We start from the raw sequence: 17,970 nt of genomic DNA on the forward strand, positions 1-17,970 counted from the left end.
GCTCAGTGGTTCTCTCTCCCGCGGTGCACGAACCGCCCGGCCCCCCACGCACCGCAGTGCGCTGCCTGGAGTCGGCCCGCACCCTGTCCACCCCGACCACGGGCGGCCTGCCACAGGTGCACGCGTGGCTGCGGGACCGGGCCCGCGCCAACGCATTCACCACCACCCCCGTCCCCTTGGCCGACCTCGACGGCTGGAGCTTCGCGCCGGACACCGGCGACCTGGTCCACCGAAGCGGCGGATTCTTCCGCATCCGCGGCATGCGGGTCACCGGCGCCGCCGGCCCGGTACCGCAGTGGTCCCAGCCGGTCATCGACCAGCCCGAGGTCGGCGTCCTCGGCATGCTCGCCAAGCGGATCGACGGCGTGCTGTGCCTGCTCGTCCTGTACGACACCCTCCTGTCGGAGGAGGGCGGCCGCTTCTACCAGGCCGAGAACCGCTACCTCCTCGTGGAGGTCGACGACGAGGTCCGCGAGGCCGCACCCCCGCCCGGATTCCGCTGGACGGCCCTGCACCAGCTGCACACCCTCGTCCGCCACAGCGGCTACCTCAATGTGGAGGCCCGCAGCCTGCTGGCGCATGACCTGCTCCCCGGGCCGAAGCGCCACGGTCGGGGTGAAGGGCGGGGCAGGGCTGGAGGGGGTTCGTGCGGGGCGGCCCGGCAGCTCTCTCGGGTCGGCCAGCGCACGCACGAGCCGGTTGAACGTGGATACCGGCGGCGGCAGCACCACGGCGGTCTCGGGGCCATGGGTCTCGGCGAGGACCTGCCGGGTGAGCTCGCGCAGCCCGGCGAGCGCGCCCTTCAGCACCCGGCACGTCACCGTGACGGGCACCCCGTCCACAGCCAGCTCTTTCACGAGCGGGTAGATCCTTTTCCCGGCAGATGCGCCTGCGACAGATAGGCCGCGGCCCGGCGCAGGACCTCGTTCTCCTGCTCCAGCAGCTTGATCCGCCGACGCGCTTCCCGCAGTTCCGCGCTCTCCTGGCTGGTCACCCCGGGACTGGACCCGTCATCGATGTCCGCCCGGCGCATCCATTTCCACAACGTCATCGGATGGACTTCGAAGTCGGTGGCCACCTGCTCGACCGTCACACCTGGGCCACGGTTCCTCGCGACTCGTACGACGTCCTGGCGGAACTCTTCCGGATAGGGCTTGGGCACAGGGCATTGTCGTATGGACGACAGAGGAGTTCGGGACGTCGCACGAGGGCGCGGTCGAGGTGCTCCTGGCTGATGGCACTGTGCCCGAGCCGGTGTACTTCGACTCCAGCTCCGGGAGCGAGGGGCACCGGGTGTCGCAGTGGAGCGTCTACGACGGCCGCACCCCACGCATCCCACGAGCGGCCGCGCTGCGCGCCGCGTGCTCCTGCGGCTGGACAGGCTCCGTACAGCAGCTGGACTGGGAGGCGATCGACGGCCAGGACCTCACGGAGGCCGGCGACGGGCAGGCCGACGCGTGCGAGCGGGACTGGGACACGCACACCGCCGCTGTCGAAGCCTCCACGATCCCCCTGCCCGACACCGTCACCGTGCTGCTGGAGCGGCTCGAAGAGGAGATCGACAAGCTGGCGAAGACCTCGCCCGTCGCTGCAGTGCGCGCCGCTCGCCGTACGGAGGTCACCGCCGAGCGCGTCGGCTACTGGGCCGCCCGCAGCACCCTGCACGACCTCACCCCAGCTCAGGCGGCTGTCGCCCTCGGCCTCACCGAGAACGCGGTACGCAGGGAACTGGCACGCCTGGGCCGCTACAGCCCCGAGTAATGCGATCGGCTCCATCTGGCTCTCGCTCAATGACACGCTGACGCAGAACGATGTCATGGAGCTCTTCATTCATGAGCTGACGCATCACCTCCTGTTCATCGACGAGTACAGCCATAGCCACTTCGTGTACGAAGAGATCAGCAAGAAGGAAAACTACGCGCTGTCTGCGATCCGCGGCACGCACCGGCCGCTCGACAAGGTCATCCACAGCATTGTGGTGGCTACTGAGCTGGTGACCGCACGCGAGCGCTACCTCGGGCACGGCGGTGGCGAGCTCGAAGTGCATCCGGAGAGCCACAAGATCCTGGAGGACACGCTGGCCTCCTGCGCCAGCGTTCTTGCCTTGGAAAACCTTGACGAGCTCGTGTCGGACCGCGCGATCGACTTCGTGAAGTCCTGCGCGAGTCGGTGTGAGTCACTTCAAGCCGCGTGAGAAGGGCCGATCGATGAATGAGGCGTATGAAAGTCTCGTCGCTGTAGCCGACCGCATCGGTGCCGAATGGGAGAATACCGGCAACGATTGCGCCGTTTTCCCGGAGATCGCCTGGCGGGAGACCGAGGGACTGGATCTGTCCCACTTTGGAGAGCTCTCCAACCTCTCTGCGATGCTGCACCACCCGGAAGTCTCACGGCTGCAGCGCCACTCGACCTTCTCCGACCTGTATTTCATGCTCTACGACAACGGGCACTTCTGGGTCGAGGTCCTGAACTGGTGGGGGAGTGATATCAATATTCATGATCACGACTTCTCCGGTGTACAGATGCAGCTGGCCGGCCAGTCGCTCAACGTCAAGTACGACTATGTCGGTGAGGACTCGGTCGACGGTCTGCTCGGTGACGGCAGGATCACCGTCAAGTCCGCCGAGATCTGGGAGCCGGGCGACCGTTCGTTCGTCCGGCCTGGCGACGTGGAGCCGCACACCGTCAACCACCTGAGCATCCCGACGGTGAGCCTGCTCTTCCGGACGCACCCGGTTCCTCGGTATGGCCCGCAGAACAACTACTGAGGTTGAACTCGTGGAGTCGCTGGGTTGCTCAGGTGGATCTGATGGTCAGGCCGGTCTCGGCGAGGCAGCCGTCTATGAGATGACTGCGGTACTGGATGTGTCGTAAGCCGCGTCGGGTGGTCTGGACGAGGTGTTCAGGGGTGCTGAAGGCGACGTTGGAGAGCCAGCCGCGTCGCAGGAGGGACCAGATCCCTTCGACGGGGTTGAGGTCGGGTGCGTAGGGCGGCAGGTAGTAGATGGTCAGCCAGTCCCGGGATGCGGCGAACTCCCGCAGGCCGGCGGCTTTGTGGACGTTCAGGTTGTCCCAGACGAGCACGATCGGGCCGCCGAGCTGCTGGTGGGCGGCGATCAGCAGGTCCCGGTAGTCGCGCCAGGAGAAACTCTTCCGCCCGTCACGCCGGCCGTCGTCCCGGCGCGGCCGGTAGAGCAGTCTCGACCGGTGGCCGGGCTTGTAGCAGGTCAGCGCGGCGATGGAGATCCGTCTGCGGGATCGGCCACGGACCCGCACCACCGGGGTCCGGCCGCGCTGAGACCAGGTCTTTGCGTGCGGCGGCGTCATGGAGAAGCCGGCCTCGTCCTCGAAGACGAGCCAGGCTCCATTCACCGCCGCGAGTCTTCCGCGCAGGGCCACACCTCCTTGACCCACCCGGCCACCGCCTCGTCGTCCCGCTCCATCGCCCGCCGGGCCGGGACCTGGCAGGACCAGCCATTACGGACCAGGAGTTTGCGTACGCCCTGGATCGTGTAGGTCAGGTGGAAGCGCCGACCGATCACCGTCTTCACCCGGCTCAAGGTCCAGCGCTGGTCTTCCCAGCCGTGCGCGGCCGGCCCCTTGGCCAGCTCCGCCTCAAGTTGGGTGAACTGCTTTTCGCTCAGCCTCGGCAGTGACGCCGGCCCCTGCGACCGCAGAGCCCGCGGACCGCCCGCGTCCCACATCTGCCGCCACCGCTGCACTGAACGAACGCTGACCCGTAGGTCTTTGGCGATCACCGAGCTCGCCTCGCCCCGAGCGAACCTCTCAGCCGCCTGGAGTCGTAACTCCTCGCGAAACTGCTGCCGTTCGGCGGTCAGCCCGCCCCCTTGTGGATACCGCATGCCCCGGTGATACCGCACGAGCGACGAGTCGTCAGCCCCTACGACACCACGAGTTCAACCTCAGTAACGGTGGAAACTCCTCAGGTCACCCAAGTGGCGTGACTGAATGACGATGTCAGTGCGCCGGCCTCGACGTCTCCGGCCCCTGATCTGGGACCCGGAAAGCACCGACCCGGCGACAGGACTGGTGCCGGGCCGATGAACTGGTGGACGCCTCAGAAGCCGGGTTTCAGATGGTGCGGGGTCACGGTGCGTTCAGGAGGGCGGGCGCAGGGCGTCAGGGTTGAGGCGCGTGATCAGGCGATGCAGGAGCCGGTGGACGGTGGCCTGTTCCGGGGGTGTCAGGACGGCGAGCGCCTCGGCGTTGACGTTCTCGACCACCGCCTGGGCGCGGGCGGCGAGCAGGGCGCCGGCCTCGGTGGGGTGCAGACCGAGCATGCGCCGGTTGGTGGGGTGTGGGCGGCGTTCCAGGAGTCCCCGCTCAGTCAGGTCGGCGACCGCGCTGCCCATGGACTGCGCGGTCACGCCCGTGCGCCGGGCGGATTCGGCGCTGGTGACGCCGGGGCGATGGACGGCGTGCTGAAGGGCATTGTGCTGGGCGAGCGTGAGGCCCAGGTCGCGCAGGGCCCGTTCGAGCCGGGCGCCCAGGGCGTGCCCGAGCTGCCAGACGAGGTAGCCGGTGGACGGCTCGAACGCCGCTGCGCCGGCTCCGGCGGAAGATGAGGGGGAGGACGTATCGGGTGTGTTCATGGATCCCACTTGTCAGTCAGCTTATAAAGCTCTAGCTTATAAACCACCTTACAAGTTTGGTGGTTCTTCCGGTGCCCTCTCCCGTGATCTCCCGCCGTCAGGGCCCGCCCGTCCTGCTGCTCGGTCTGCTGTGCGCCATGGCCCCCATGGCGATCGATCTGTATGTTCCGGCTCTGCCAGTCATCGCATCCTCGCTGGAGACGAGTCCGGGGGCGGTGGGGGTCACCCTGTCCGCGAACGTCGCCGGGCTGGCAGCGGGGCAATTGTTGTTTGGCTCGCTCTCCGACGTCCTGGGACGCCGACGGCCCCTGCTCGCGGGCCTGTTCGTCTTCGCACTGGCCTCCCTGGGCTGTGCGCTGGCGCCCTCGCTGGCTGTGCTGACCGCTCTGCGGTTCGTGCAGGGCCTCGCAGGTGCGGCCGGACCAGTGCTGGGGCGGGCCATCGCCCGCGACCTGCACTCCGGCAGCAGACTCGCCCAGCTCTTCGGGACACTCTCCCTGGTCATGGGTATCGCCCCGGTCTGTGCCCCCGTTCTGGGCGGCGGGCTGCTGCATGTCTCCTCCTGGCACGGCCTGTTCGTCGCTCTCGCCATTGTCGGCGCCGTACTGGCCTTGTGGTCGGTGCGCTCGATGCCGGAGACCCTGCCACCCGGACAGCGGGCCAGCACCGGCCCCTCCGACGTCTTCCGCGTCTACGCCCGGCTGCTGGGCAACCGCCCCTTCCGGGCGTACGCGCTGACCCTCGGCGCACTCTTCGCCGTTCTCTTCGCCTACATCGCCGGTGCGAGCTTCGTACTCCAGAGCGGCTATGGCCTCACACCCGCCGCCGCCGGCGCCGTCTTCGCCCTGGTCGCGGCGTGCATGGTGGCGGGCGGTGCGGCTACCGGCCGCCTGGCCCGCCGCACCACCCCCCAGCGCATCCTCGCCAGAGCGACCGCCGTCCTCGTCCTGGCCGGCACGGGGGTGCTGGCAGCGGTCTGGGCCGGGGCGCCGCTCCCGGTGTTCCTGATACCCCTGGCGGTGCAGATCGCCGCCTTCGGCCTCGCGGCGCCCTGCTGCACCACGCTGGCCATGTCCGGCCAGTCCGGTGCCAGCGGCTCGGCATCGGCACTGCTGGGTGCCACGCAGTTCGCCACCGGCGCCCTGGTGACCCCGCTGGTCGGCCTCGGGGACGCCGACCAGGCCCTGACGATGGCCTGTGTCATGACCGGCGCTGCTGTTGTCACCGCGATCGGCGCCCGCATCGCCCAGCGTGTGGCGGCGCCGTAGCCCCCGGGGGCCCCAGCCAGGCCCGCTGAACGACCTTCCCCCCAACCGCTTTTCCCTGTCTTTGACACCGAGGAGTCCGTCATGGCCATTGTGACCGAAACCTTCCGCCTGCTCGGCCACGAGCAGCCCCTGAGCACGATCCGGCGCGACGAAGCGCTGCTGCTCACCGAACCGTCCCCCGGGCCGATGAAGTTGTGGGCCGATCAGCCCCTGCTGGAAACGGTGCACTTTCCGCAGCGGTATGCGTCCCAGCCGTTCGCACCGCCGCGGGGCCTCTACGAGAACGACCAACTGCGCGTCGAGTGGCAGACCATGGACAACCGACAGCCCTTCTACCACCGCAACTGCGATGTGGACGAGATGTCGTACCAGATCGCGGGCGAGCGCACCCTCATGACGGAGCTGGGCACCGTCGAGCTTCAGCCCGGCGACTTCTCCCGCATCCCCCGTGGCGTCGCCCACGACAATTACGGCCGTAAGGAGAGCCATCTGCTCTTCTACACCCCCGCGCCCGTCACCGAAGAACACACCGCCCACCACGTCTCCCACCCGCTCTTCCCGCCCTTCGACGGATGGGAGGCCAGAACCGTCACCGAAGTCACCACCCAGTGCCTGGGCGCCCCCGGCCACGACGTGGCCGCCCACCGCAGCGATGAACGCCTCTTGCTGGAACAAGCCCACGATGAGCCCGGTCGGCTGACCGTGCTGCGCCCGGACTCCGCCCCCGCTACCACCGTGTGGCTCTACCGGGCCGACGGCTTCTGGCTCGGCATCGCCCACTCGTCCGGCACGCCCGGCCAGCGGGCCTACACCCGCACCTTGGACGCCGACGAGATCCAATACCAGATCAGCGGGCGGCGCATCCTGCTCACCCAGCGCGGCGCCCTCGAACTCGCCCCGGGAGACTCCGTCCGCATCCCTCTGGGGGTCGCCCACACCAGCATCACCGAGGAACCAGCCCGCCACCTCACCCTACTCTCCCACCGCCCGGCTCCCCGCGTCGCACCCGCCGCCCGCACCGCCGAACCCCTTACCTCTCGCCTGGTGCGCCAACTCATCGCGCACTGACCCACGACCACAGCCACCCGAGGAACAGCGGACGCTCCCTCACGCGCGCGCCGCCCCCGCCACCCCTTCGACGCCGCGCCATCGCACCGACCATCGAGAAACCTGGAGACAGACCCCGTGCCCACCATGCAAGCCGTCACCGCCCACGCCGGTTCCGCCGAGATCCATCTGGACACCCTTCCCATCCCCGAACTCGGAGGGCAAGACGTGCTGGTCCGCGTCGCCGCCGCCGGACTCGCCCCGGGCATGCTGACCCTCCTGTCCCGTGGGGCCTTCCGCCACCTGCCCACCGTCCTGGGCCACGAGGCCGCCGGTACCATCACCGCCGTCGGTCCCGAGGCACAGGCCCACGGTTGGACACCAGGACAGCGGATCCGCGTCCATCCCCAGCTCAACTGCCGTACCTGCGCGGCCTGCACCACCGACCGCGACATGCTGTGCGCCCAGCAGGCCATGATCGGCCACGCCGCCTTCGGCCCCGCCCCCATGCCTCTGTACGCGCGCTACCATGACGGCGGCCTGGCCGAATACATCCGCGTGCCCTACTGGTTGCTCGACCCGCTGCCGGACCATGTCTCCTTCGACCTCGGCGCTAAGGTCCACGACCTGGCCAACGCCCTGCGCGCACTGAAGCTGGCCGCACTGCGCCCCGGCTCTGCCCTGGTCGTCACTGCCGCCACCGGCACCATGGGTACCGCCACCATCAAGCTCGCCCCCTACTTCGGCATAGCCCGGCTGATCCTCGTCGCCCGCTCTCGCGCACGCCTGGACGCTGTAAGCCGGCTCGCCGGCACCCTGCCCACCGACACCGTCGCCCTGGAAGAGCTGGACCCCGACTGGACCACCAACTCCGGCCTCACCGCCCGGCTACGCCACCTGCTGCCGCAGGGCGCCGACGCCGTTCTCGACTACACACCTGACGGCCCCACCACCTGGCAAGCCACCGCCGCTCTCGCCACCGGCGCGACCATGGTCCACATGGGCGGTAACCCCACCCCCTGCCCGTTCCCCGCCCTCACCTTGATGACCAACTGCTGGCGCCTCATCGGCACGCGCTCCTGCACCCGCTCCGACGCCCACGAGATCCTGCGCCTGCTGGAGACCGGCCTCCTCCAGGCGGAAGACCTGATCACCCACCGTTACCCGCTCGCCGAAGTCCGGACCGCGTTGCACATGCTGCAGACACGTACCGAGCCCATGTGGATGGCTGTCGTCAATCCTTTCGAACCACCCCACCAGAGGTCATGACCTTGACGCCTGGTGCTCGGGGCCGGATTCGGCGCGGTCGGGCGGACCGATCGCCCACATGGCACTCTCCAAGGTCCCACGCGAGAGCGCCGGTCGGCCTCGGGGCTGTTCAACACCTCGATCCACCTGGGCATCGCCGTCGGTGCCGCGCTGACCGCCCTGCTGTTCTTCTCCGCCACCGGAGGCTCGAACGACGCTGCGGTCAACCGGGACGCGTTCGCCGGCGTGCTGTGCTGGGTCGGTGGTGCCTTCGTGGTGATGGGGGCGCTGATGTTCTGCCTGACCGGGCGCCCGAACAGCCAGGCCGGACCACTTCCTCAATCGAGGTACGCCAGACCCCGGACGCGCAGCGCCCCCTTCCGTGGAACGGGTGAATGAGAGCGGGCCGAGCAGCTCCGAGCGCGCCGGAGCGTAGCGTGGCAGACTGGCAGGTGTGGCGGCCTGAATTCTCCGTCCCGGCGAAGGCCCGGACCGCGTCTGCGCCCGTCCCCGACGACTGCGGGTTCCCACCTGACGAGAAGACTGCGGGTTTCTACCTGACGACACGGGTGGGAACCCGCAGTCCTTGTCAGCCCGCCCCCGGTCGGCCGTGCCTTTCAGGGGCTCAGCGGCTCAGCGGTGTGTCCGTCACCCGCGCCCGTATCCATGTCGGCCGCGCCGCCGTAGCGAGTACGTTTCCCGCCCCCGGCGTCGTCCGGCTGTCCGGGGAGCACACTTCCTGCGGCGCCGATCACCGTCACGGCCGACGCGGTGCCCACGCCGCCCACGGTGTCCATGCCCCAGGGCCCCGTTTGAACACGTTTTCCGCGGCCAGTAGCCCTATGCGACCCGTACCGCTCGGGCACGTCCTGCCGGGCGATCCCAGTGCGGAACTTCCACACGATTACGTTGAGTGGGCGTTAAGACGTCATCTCATTTGGCCAGTCTGCGGTAGCAGATGAGAGTGCAGGCGATGCTGGTGAAGGCGAGGAAGTGCTCGGCCTTGCGTTCGTAGCGCCGGTGTAGTCGGCGGCAGCCGGCCGGCCAGGACATGGTCCGTTCGACGACCCAGCGGTGGCGGCCGAGCCGGTTCGGCGACTCGACGCCCCTCCGGGCGATCCGGTGCTTGATGCCGCGTTCGCGTAACCATTTACGCAGGTGGGGGTAGTCATAGCCTTTGTCCGCATGAAGCTTGGCGGGTTTGCGCCGTCGGCGGCCGAGGCGTGAGCGGATGGGCGGTATCCCGCGGACGAGCGGCTCCAGAGCCTGGCTGTCGTGCAGATTGGCACCCGAGATCCCCACCGAAAGGGGCAGACCGGTCCGCTCCGTGATCAAGTGGATCTTCGACCCGAACTTGCCCCGATCGACAGGATTCGGACCCGTCAGATCCCCTTTTTCAGGGCCCTCATGTTCACCTTGTCGATCGCGCACCGAGACCAGTCCAGCTCGCCCCGGGCGCCGAGTTCATCAAGGACCAGGCGGTGGAGCTTGGCCCACACCCGGGCCTTGCTCCACTCGGAGAACCGCCGGTGGGCGGTTGCCCCCGAAGGCCCGAATGAGGCGGACGGCAGCTGCTGCCACGTACAACCCGATGTCGCCACGAACACGATCGCGGCGAGCACCTCCCGATCGCCGTGCCGACGCCGCCCGCCACCCTGAGGCCGCGACGGAGCCTCAGGCACCACCCGCTGGAACAGCCCCCATAACTCATCCGGCACCAGCCGCTCAACAATCCCCACCATGACCGACAGCCTACCCGGCCACCCAAATGAGATGACGTCTAATACTCCAGCAGCGGATCGTGTCCTGAGCTGGTTCTTGTCGTTGTCAGGGCATGGTGGGGATGGTTGAGGCCCAGGGGTGGGCTGCGGAGTTGGATATGGTGTTCGCGCGGGTGGCCGGCCGGTTCGTCCGGGCGGATCTGCGGTGGCGGATGCGGGACTATCTGCGAGGGCTGCTGGCTCCGGTGGCTCGGAAGAATGGCTGGCAGCTGGCCGAATACGCAGGTCACCGCACTCCGGACGGTTTCCAGAGGCTTCTGAACTCGAGCGTGTGGGACGCGGACGCCCTACGCGATGACGTCCGCGACTACGTTGCCGACAGGCTCGGCTCTGCTGGTGTCCTGATCATCGACGACACCGGGTTCATCAAGAAGGGCAGCACGTCGGCCGGGGTGGGCCGGCAGTACACCGGCACCTCGGGAAAGATCGACAACTGTCAGATCGGGGTGTTCGCCGCCTATGCCACCAGTCGTGGACGGGCCCTGGTGGAGCGGGAGTTGTATCTGCCGAAGTCCTGGACCGGTGACCGGGAACGGTGCAGGGCCGCGAAGATCCCTGACGAGCGGGAGTTCGCGACCAAGGGCGAGCTCGCGAAGGCCATCGTGACCCGATGCCTGGCCGCGGGTTTGCCGGCCTCGTGGGTGACGGCGGACGAGGCCTACGGTCAGGAGTGGAAGTTCCGGCGCCTGCTCGAGGAGCTCGGGGTGGGTTATGTGGTGGCGGTTCCGAAGTCGCAGCAGGTCAAGAGCCTGGCCGGGTTCTGGCGGATCGACGAGTTGATCGCCGGGGCTCCGGAGGACGCCTGGCAGCGGCTGTCCTGCGGAGACGGGGCGAAAGGTCCGCGGGTCTACGACTGGGCGAGTGCACGGCTGCCTTCGATCGGCTTCTTCGACGGTGACGAGCCCACCCATCACCGCTGGGTACTGGCCCGTCGCAGCCTCAACCGGCCGCAGGAGATCGCCTACTACTTCGCCTACGCGCCCGTGACCTGCACGATCGCGGATCTCGCGCGGGTTGCCGGCATGCGCTGGGCGATCGAGGAATGTTTCCAGGCCGCGAAGAACGAGTGTGGCCTGGACGAGTACGAGGTCCGTCGGTATGTCGGCTGGTATCGGCACATCACCCTGGCCATGCTTGCCCATGCGTTCCTGGCCGGCCTCGCCGCCGACGAGACCGCAAAGGGGGCTGCAGAAACGACCCCAACTGCAGCATCGTCACTCTCACCGTGGCAGAGATCCGACGGCTCCTGGAACATCTCCTGCCCCACCACCGAACCCGCCGACCACCTCCACGAGATCACGCACTGAACTGGTCCCACTGGCGCCGGCAACGACAAGCCACCGCCCAACGCAGCCACTACCGGAGAAGAACCAGCTCGGGACACGATCCGCTGCTGGAGTACTAGGGCCTGTGTGATGTCGCGATCATTCGGTGCTCTTCACCAGGTCGTCGATCCAGATCATTGCGGCGCGGAGGTGGAGGCCGGCGAGGTAGCTTTCGGGTGACTTGTCGTAGCGGGTGGCGATCCCTCGCCAGGCCTTCAGCTTGTTGATCAGGCGCTCGACGGTGTTGCGTTCCTTGTAGAGGTCGGTGTCGTGGCTGACGGGTCGGCCGCCTCGTGCGCCCTTCTTCTTCCGGTTGGCGGCCTGGTCCTTCTTCTCCGGGATGACGGCCTTGATTCCGCGTTTGCGCAGGTAGGCGCGGTTGCCGCGGGATGAGTAGGCCTTGTCTGCGGCGACCGCGCCGGGCTTGGTGCGGGGACGGCCGACGGGCAGGCGGACTCTCACCCTCGCGAGCACGGGGATGAACTGCGGGCTGTCCCCGGCCTGCCCGGCGGTCAGCACCATTGAAAGCGGACGGCACCTGCGGTCCGCAGCGAGGTGAATCTTGCTGGTCAGGCCGCCCCGGGACCTGCCGAGGAGGGCTTCCTTCAGGCGGAGCTTGCGTCTGCGGCGGATGCGGCGACGCTCGGCCTGTCCGTTCTGTTCCTCCGGTCCGCCCCCTTTTGCCGGGCTGCTTCCTGTTCCTGTGCGGCTTCTTCCAGGGCCTCCATGAGGTGCTTGCTGACACGCATCCCCGCGGCGTCGTGGTGGGCACGGACCGTTGTGGAATCCACGCTGACCAGCGACAAGTCCGTTCTTCCCACGCGGGCTGCCTCGGCGATCAGGCCTTCCAAGAGGGCGGTGAAGACACCGGCGTCCCGCCAGACGCGGAAGCGTCCGTAGACCGTGGCCCACGGGCCGAACTCGGCAGGCATCTCCCGCCACTGAGCACTGGAGCGGAACCGCCAGATCACACCCTCGAACTGCTCCCGCAACCGCTCCGGATACGGGCCGTACCTACCGATCGGCAGATACGGCTCGATGAACTTCCACTGGGCATTGGTGAGTTGCCTGCGTGTCACAACCACAGTCGTACCGGATTCCACCTCGCGACGAGGACAGAACCCAGAAACTGATCACGACATCACACAGGCCCTAATAGAAGTGCTCAGGGGCGCGCCATCTCATTAGCCGTTCGTGTGGCCAGCGACCGGCAGGGACCTCGGTCTGCTGGAGAGCTCTGGGCTCGCGAACTACTGAGAGGTCGGCCCCTGCCGGCGGGCTGAGGACATGAAACCCGACTTGATGCCGCCGGGCGGGGCACGGTCTTCGTGGAGGGATCACGTCCCCGGATCCACCTCAGGCCTCCGCCCGGCGGCGTTCGTGAGAAAGCCGGTCTGAACATCCGTGCTTGGGCTCACTGCTGACCTATTAGATCCATCTCGCAGCCGATGGCCGCTGCCGGCCTCTGGCGTTCGTTCTCACCGCAGGCCAGGCCGGCGACGCACCAGCTTTCACCGACGTCATGGCCCGCTTACGTGTTCCTCGTCGGCGAGGACGGCCCCGCACCAGGCCGACAAGGCGTACTCCTCCCGCGCGATCCGCGAGCACCTGCGCAAGCGCGGCATCCGGGCAGTGATCCCCGTCCCGGCGGACCAGCGGAGCCACCGGCTGCGTCGCGGCAGGCCGCCGGCCTTCGACCGCGAGACCTACAAACAGCGCAACACCGTCGAGCGGTGCATCAACCGCCTCAAACAGTGGCGGGGCATCGCCACCCGCTACGAGAAGACCGCAACCATCTACCTGGCCGCACTCCACATCGCAGGCATCTTCCTCTGGTCCGCTCGGTGACTCGATATCCACTGAGCAGGACCTTTTGGCCGGTGCCGTGTCCGATGAGGCGACGGCCGGGCGGGGGCGGGAGTCGTGTCAGCGGACGACGTCGAACACGTTTTTCTGCAGGCCGTTGGCGTATGCCTCGTGCTCAACCAGCTTCAGCTTCTGGGTGTCCTTGTCCGTGGCGCTGAACAGGCGCTTGCCCGCGCCGAGCAGGAGCGGGAAGACGAGCAGGTGGTAGCGGTCGATCAGGCCGGCGTCCGAGATGCTCTGGTTCAGGGCGGCGCTGCCGTGGACGATGATCGGGCCGCCCTCGGTCTCCTTCAGGGCGGTGACATCGTCGAGTGAGCGCAGGATCGTCGTCTCTCCCCAATTCGTCACCAGGTCGTCCTCGGTGAGGGTGGTGGAGAGAACGTACTTCGGCATCGCCTTGTAGTCGGCGAAGTCCGCCATGTCCGGCCACACCGGGCTGAACGCCTCGTAGCTGGTCCGGCCCATCAGCATCGCCGTGGCTTCCTTCTGCTCGCGGCCCTTGATGTCGAACGCCTCGGGGAGGAACTCGATGTCCTTGAAGGTCCAGCCGGAGTTCCGGTAGCCGGGCTCGCCGCCCGGGGCCTCCACGACGCCGTCGAGCGAGATGAAGGCAGTGCTGATCAAGGTGCGCATCTATGGTTCCTCGGTGTCTCGTATCTGGTTCTCAGCGGGTCAGATCGGTGGACGCTTCGGCCACACTTGCGGCTGCGGCGCATCAACCATGATCTATGACTGCTGATCATGAAGGAACTCATCGGTTCGCGCCCGGTCTTTCCGGAGGTAGGGCCGTAGGCGCCCCTGGCCGCGGCACCTACCAGCAGCGCAACAGCGACTTACGGTGAAGGCCCCCAACCGGTGATGCGGGATCCACTCGATCTCACTCGCCCAACCCGTCAGGACCTGGAAGAGGAGTTCGGCGCCGCGGCGGTCGAGTTCCATGTAGCCGAGTTGACTACAAGTGGCAGGGCGGCGGCACGCATGCCGGCTTCCTCGGTGTCCCTACGGTGATTTCCTTCACGGCGCCACCCAAGAGGTCGCCGAGGCCATCGACCGACGGGACCGCACACGGCGAGCCTCTGCACCCGGTTCTGCTGCATGACACATAAGACGAACGCTCCCTCGCCGTGGAAAGACTGCGTCGCCTGATCAAGCGCTGCCACACGAGGCCCCTCGCCCACGTCGCAGCCGCGATGGGCATCTCCGACATGCCGCACATGGTGTAATGAGCCGCTCCAGCGGCTTGACCGGGCACATTGTGCGCAGACAGCGACCAGAGGCGGGTGGCACGAAAGCGGTGGCGAACCGGGTCATGGGCGGAGAGAGCGTGGACCGGTCCGAAAGTTTCGGTGAGCGGCTGCTCGGGGGGCTGCTGGATCGGGCACGGCGGTTGCCGCCGCAGCTGGTCGCCCCGCTGATCGCGGAAGAGGTGGCCAGGATCGGCGGCCGTGACGTGTCCATCCTGCTCCAGGATTACGCGCAGGAGCTGCTGGTGCCGCTTCCGGGCAAGAAGCTGCACGTGGGCCAGCCCGAGTCGGTGGCCGGCTCCCCGGCCGGGCGGGCCTTCCAAAGCGCGGACGTCGTCGAGGTGGTACAGGCCGGCGGCGGCGTGCGGATGTATCTGCCACTGTTGGACGGAAGCGATCAGGTGGGCGTGCTGGCCCTGACCTTGGAGACCGTCGACGAGGACGATCGGCGCCTGCTGCGCCGGCTCTCTGGCCTGGTCGCCGACATGCTGGTCACCAAGAACGCCTACACCGACCAGTTCTTCATGGCCCGGCGCCGGGAGCCGATGAGCGTGTCCGCGGAGATCCAGTGGGGACTGCTGCCGCCGCTGACGATGACCGTGCCGCAGGTCGAGGTGGCAGGCATCCTCGAGCCCGCCTACCGCGTCGCCGGTGACAGCTTCGACTACGCCCTCAACGACAACATCCTGCACATGGCCGTGATCGACGCGATGGGCCACGACCTGGACGCCGCCGCGATGGCGGCCATCGCCATCGGCGCCTACCGTCATGCCCGACGCGTGTTCGTCAGCTTGGCCGAGAAGTACGCGTTCATGGACCAGGCCATCTCCAGGCAGTTCGGGGACGACCACTTCGTCACCGCGCAACTGATGCACCTGAACATCGCCACCGGTGAGCTGGAACTGGTCAACGCGGGCCACCCCGCACCGCTGCTGATCCGCGAGGGTAAGGTCCTGCGGCAGTTGGAGAGCGCGACGACGCTGCCCGTCGGCATCGGAGGTGAGACGCCCCGCGTCCGAGAGCACACACTCCAGCGGGGCGATCGGGTCCTCTGCTACACCGACGGCATCATCGAGGAACGTGTCGTCGGTGGGCAGCCGTTCGGTGAGGAACGCCTCATCCGCTGCGTCAACCGCCTGGGCCAGGAGCCATCGGGCGGGATGCGGGCGGATCTGCGCCTGCTCTCCCACACGTTGAAGAAGGAACGGGACGGGCGCACCAGCGACGACGCCACCCTCTTCATGATCGAGTGGCGCGGAGGCGCCGCCGACCACGTCGCGGCCCTCGACTGAACACAACCTCGGACGCGGAAGCCCAGGAAATCAGAAACAGCCTCTCAGCTTGTTCTTCATCTGCTGGCCTCTTCGCAGGGCGGGGTCGGAAGGTTCCAGACGGCATCTGACCGATTGACGATCTTTCGAAGTTCGCGGGCGTTTCGTGGTGGTAGGGCCTGCATCACGGTCATTCCGCCATCCGCGCGGCAGCGCACCCCTCCGGTGCGGTGCCGTGAAGGCGCCACGGCCAGTGGCGAAACACCCTTGGGACCGGGGCGACACCATTGACGCGCAGCCATTTGGCGCGCAGCCATTGGCATGCAGGCAGGCGCGCCCGGTGGCGTATGCACGGTGCTCTTGCTGAACGAGCGGTGGCGGGGAAGCCTGCGCGTCACCGACCCGCCCGCGGCCAGGCGGGCACGGCAAGCCGCCTCCTCGCTCGTGAAGCCGTCACGTCGCCCATGGGTGGGGAGGCGGCCGCATCGCGGGGCGATGCACGTCCCCGGCATCGGTAGTTCTCCGGGGGCGGAGATGTCCGGCGACCCCATCGGGGTCCATATCAGCGCGCGCGGGCCGGGCGTTCGGGGGCCAGCGTGCCTGGATTGATGCTTCGGGCCAGGAGCCGCAGAGTCGGGCCACGGCGTCGTTCGGAATCCCGGGCGGGCCTGACCTCGGGGAGCGGTTGTGCCGATGGTCGTCGACCTGCTGGTGATCGGCACAGCCATCGCCTTGCGGCCGCTGCACAACAGGCTGGCTACGCGCGCGAGCTGTACGGGTTCCTGCGCGAACCGACCAGCGTGGGCCCCTCGACCGCCTCGAAGGACTCGTCCGCAACAGGCTCAAACGCCTGCAATACCGGCCACACACCCTCGACGGCTTCATAGCCGGCACCGGCCTCACCCTCGACGACCCAACGTCACCTTGAAACGCAGAAGTCAGTAGTGGGGGTGTGGTGCTCCTTGAGCATCCCTCCCTCTTGCTCAGGAGGCCCCCAGACCTGCTTGCTCAGTTCCCCGCCGCCTTGATGAGCGGATCAACGGATGCAAAAGTGGAGGGGTGTTGAAAAATAGGGGGAGCGCAGTGAGTCTGGGAACAGTGGCGGTAACAGGAGCGGCGGGCGCCATCGGTTCAGTGGTGCGTGAGACGCTGCGACGTGAGGCGGCACGCCTGGTCCTGCTCGACCGCGTACCGCTCCGTTCGGAGGCCGAGAACGAAGACGTGCACACGGTGGACCTGCGGGACGCCGCCGCAGTGGAATCTGCTCTCGCGGGAGCCGACCGCGTGCTCCACTTGGGCGGCGTGGCCGATGAGGCCCCTCTCCCGAACCTGCTCGAAGCCAATGTGTTGGGCACGCACCATGTCTTGGAGGCGGCGCGGCGCTTGAGCATCGAGCGGGTGGTGCTGGCAAGCAGCAACCGTGTGACCGGCTTCTACCCCGCCGGACATCTCACCGGCCCCCAGGAGCCGGCACGCCCTGACGGCCTCTATGGGGTGAGCAAGGTGGCCGTCGAGGCCCTTGGTCAGTTGTACGCCGACAAGTTCGGTCTGTCGGTGATCTGCCTGCGCATTGGCAGCTTTGAGCCCAGGCCCACCGAGCCCAGGCACCTGGCGACCTGGCTGAGCCCGCGCGATGCCGTCGGATACATCCGGGCTGCTCTGACTGCACCGTCCTCCACTCGCTTCGTCACGGCGTACGCCGTGTCCGCCAACAGCCGCCGCTTCTGGAAGCTCCCTGACGTGACGGAACTGGCCTATGTCCCCGTCGACGACGCCGGAGCCCACGCTGCGGAGATTCCCGGGGATCTTTCAGCCGATCCGACCGGAGTCCAGGCTGGCCTCTATGCCGAGCCCGAGTTCACGCTCAAGCACCTTTGGCCTTGACGCATATGGCCGTCGCATGCGAGATCGACGGGATCGGGCCGCCTCAGGAACTGAGATGATCTCCGGGTGGCTGTGATCACGGCGTCGGAGTCGTCCTTGATAGGCCCGTTCACCGGGCTGAGCCCTCGGCAGTTCGGCGGCCTGATCACCGCCCTGCGGCGGGAAGGCGCGGACCCGGTCCGCAAGGGCCAGCCAAGGGACTTGGCCTTGGAGGACCGGGTGCTGCTGGTCGCCGCGTACTGGCGCACCAACCTGACTCTGCGACAGCTCGCGCCGCTTTTCGGAGTGTCGAAGTCCGCTGCAGATCGCATCATCAACCACCTTGGACCGGTACTAGCCCTCCGGCCGCGCAAGCGGTTTCCAAGGTCGCTATCTCAGGCGACGTTCACGGGCACCGGCAGCCACAAATGCTCGCCGGAGCAC

At 67.9% G+C, this 17,970-nt stretch carries 16 protein-coding genes and 4 pseudogenes; 14 read left to right on the forward strand and 6 right to left on the reverse strand.

Going from position 1 to position 17,970, the window contains the following annotated elements:
- Positions 1–5 precede the first annotated feature (5 nt).
- Positions 6–902, forward strand: a complete 897-nt coding sequence (locus ACV7NM_RS32155) for an NDP-hexose 2,3-dehydratase family protein (RefSeq protein WP_463413604.1) — start codon at positions 6–8, stop codon at positions 900–902.
- Here ACV7NM_RS32155 and ACV7NM_RS32160 read toward each other — a convergent pair.
- On the reverse strand, positions 854–1,339 hold the full coding sequence (locus ACV7NM_RS32160; RefSeq protein WP_463413605.1) for a transposase: 486 nt from the start codon (positions 1,337–1,339) through the stop codon (positions 854–856). The two genes, ACV7NM_RS32155 and ACV7NM_RS32160, sit on opposite strands and share 49 nt — an antisense overlap.
- On the opposite strand from ACV7NM_RS32160, the gene ACV7NM_RS32165 reads away from it, so the two are divergent.
- The 3 genes from ACV7NM_RS32165 to ACV7NM_RS32175 are packed head-to-tail and all read left to right on the forward strand — an operon-like array spanning position 1,243 to position 2,768.
- Complete coding sequence (locus ACV7NM_RS32165) at positions 1,243–1,761, forward strand: hypothetical protein (RefSeq protein ID WP_463413606.1); 519 nt, start codon at positions 1,243–1,245, stop codon at positions 1,759–1,761. The two genes, ACV7NM_RS32160 and ACV7NM_RS32165, sit on opposite strands and share 97 nt — an antisense overlap.
- Before the next feature lie 55 nt (positions 1,762–1,816).
- Positions 1,817–2,194 (forward strand): hypothetical protein, encoded by a 378-nt coding sequence (locus ACV7NM_RS32170; RefSeq protein ID WP_463413607.1) that lies wholly within the window; start codon positions 1,817–1,819, stop codon positions 2,192–2,194.
- Positions 2,195–2,207: 13 nt separating this feature from the next.
- Entirely contained in the window at positions 2,208–2,768 is a 561-nt protein-coding gene (locus tag ACV7NM_RS32175) for a hypothetical protein (RefSeq protein WP_463413608.1), read from the forward strand.
- A 28-nt stretch (positions 2,769–2,796) separates the two neighbouring features.
- On the opposite strand, the gene ACV7NM_RS32180 is transcribed toward ACV7NM_RS32175, so the two are convergent.
- Positions 2,797–3,863, reverse strand: a protein-coding gene (locus tag ACV7NM_RS32180) for an IS630 family transposase (protein WP_463413609.1) whose coding sequence is annotated in 2 segments (ribosomal slippage) — positions 2,797–3,417 and positions 3,420–3,863 — 1,065 coding nt in all. Because the reading frame shifts where the segments join, the coding sequence is not laid out codon by codon here.
- A gap of 255 nt (positions 3,864–4,118) precedes the next feature.
- Positions 4,119–4,613 (reverse strand): MarR family winged helix-turn-helix transcriptional regulator, encoded by a 495-nt coding sequence (locus tag ACV7NM_RS32185; protein WP_463413610.1) that lies wholly within the window; start codon positions 4,611–4,613, stop codon positions 4,119–4,121.
- Positions 4,614–4,684: 71 nt separating this feature from the next.
- Between ACV7NM_RS32185 and ACV7NM_RS32190 the strand changes: the two genes are divergently transcribed.
- From ACV7NM_RS32190 to ACV7NM_RS32205, 4 genes are all read left to right on the forward strand, one after another.
- On the forward strand, positions 4,685–5,881 hold the full coding sequence (locus ACV7NM_RS32190) for a multidrug effflux MFS transporter (RefSeq protein WP_463413611.1): 1,197 nt from the start codon (positions 4,685–4,687) through the stop codon (positions 5,879–5,881).
- Between the two features lie 81 nt (positions 5,882–5,962).
- Entirely contained in the window at positions 5,963–6,949 is a 987-nt protein-coding gene (locus ACV7NM_RS32195) for a hypothetical protein (protein ID WP_463413612.1), read from the forward strand.
- Positions 6,950–7,075: 126 nt separating this feature from the next.
- Complete coding sequence (locus ACV7NM_RS32200; protein ID WP_463414138.1) at positions 7,076–8,197, forward strand: alcohol dehydrogenase catalytic domain-containing protein; 1,122 nt, start codon at positions 7,076–7,078, stop codon at positions 8,195–8,197.
- Between the two features lie 12 nt (positions 8,198–8,209).
- Positions 8,210–8,575, forward strand: a complete 366-nt coding sequence (locus tag ACV7NM_RS32205) for a hypothetical protein (RefSeq protein ID WP_463413613.1) — start codon at positions 8,210–8,212, stop codon at positions 8,573–8,575.
- 534 nt (positions 8,576–9,109) lie between these two features.
- Here ACV7NM_RS32205 and ACV7NM_RS32210 read toward each other — a convergent pair.
- Positions 9,110–9,918 (reverse strand): IS5 family transposase gene (locus ACV7NM_RS32210; protein ID WP_463413614.1). Its coding sequence is split into 2 segments (ribosomal slippage): positions 9,110–9,570 and positions 9,570–9,918, totalling 810 coding nucleotides; the frame shifts between segments, so codons are not numbered across the junction.
- Between the two features lie 101 nt (positions 9,919–10,019).
- Here ACV7NM_RS32210 and ACV7NM_RS32215 point away from each other — a divergent pair.
- On the forward strand, positions 10,020–11,264 hold the full coding sequence (locus tag ACV7NM_RS32215) for an IS701 family transposase (RefSeq protein WP_463413615.1): 1,245 nt from the start codon (positions 10,020–10,022) through the stop codon (positions 11,262–11,264).
- A gap of 117 nt (positions 11,265–11,381) precedes the next feature.
- Here the strand turns inward: ACV7NM_RS32215 and ACV7NM_RS32220 are convergent.
- A pseudogene (locus tag ACV7NM_RS32220) lies at positions 11,382–12,361 on the reverse strand (IS5 family transposase).
- Between the two features lie 353 nt (positions 12,362–12,714).
- On the opposite strand from ACV7NM_RS32220, the pseudogene ACV7NM_RS32225 reads away from it, so the two are divergent.
- Positions 12,715–13,130: pseudogene (locus ACV7NM_RS32225) on the forward strand (IS5 family transposase); the annotation flags it as partial.
- A 78-nt stretch (positions 13,131–13,208) separates the two neighbouring features.
- Here ACV7NM_RS32225 and ACV7NM_RS32230 read toward each other — a convergent pair.
- Positions 13,209–13,781, reverse strand: a complete 573-nt coding sequence (locus ACV7NM_RS32230; protein WP_463413616.1) for a dihydrofolate reductase family protein — start codon at positions 13,779–13,781, stop codon at positions 13,209–13,211.
- 676 nt (positions 13,782–14,457) lie between these two features.
- Here ACV7NM_RS32230 and ACV7NM_RS32235 point away from each other — a divergent pair.
- The 4 genes and pseudogenes from ACV7NM_RS32235 to ACV7NM_RS32250 all read left to right on the forward strand — a co-directional run.
- The gene (locus tag ACV7NM_RS32235; RefSeq protein ID WP_463413617.1) at positions 14,458–15,684 is read left to right on the forward strand and encodes a PP2C family protein-serine/threonine phosphatase; all 1,227 of its coding nucleotides are present in this window, start codon (positions 14,458–14,460) and stop codon (positions 15,682–15,684) included.
- Positions 15,685–16,471: 787 nt separating this feature from the next.
- Positions 16,472–16,591: pseudogene (locus ACV7NM_RS32240) on the forward strand (IS630 family transposase); the annotation flags it as partial.
- A gap of 206 nt (positions 16,592–16,797) precedes the next feature.
- Positions 16,798–17,547 (forward strand): NAD-dependent epimerase/dehydratase family protein, encoded by a 750-nt coding sequence (locus ACV7NM_RS32245; protein ID WP_463413618.1) that lies wholly within the window; start codon positions 16,798–16,800, stop codon positions 17,545–17,547.
- Between the two features lie 66 nt (positions 17,548–17,613).
- A pseudogene (locus tag ACV7NM_RS32250) lies at positions 17,614–17,913 on the forward strand (helix-turn-helix domain-containing protein); the annotation flags it as partial.
- Between the last annotated feature and the right edge of the window lie 57 nt (positions 17,914–17,970).

The sequence above is a fragment of the Streptomyces sp. Tek67B01 genome (assembly GCF_055231995.1).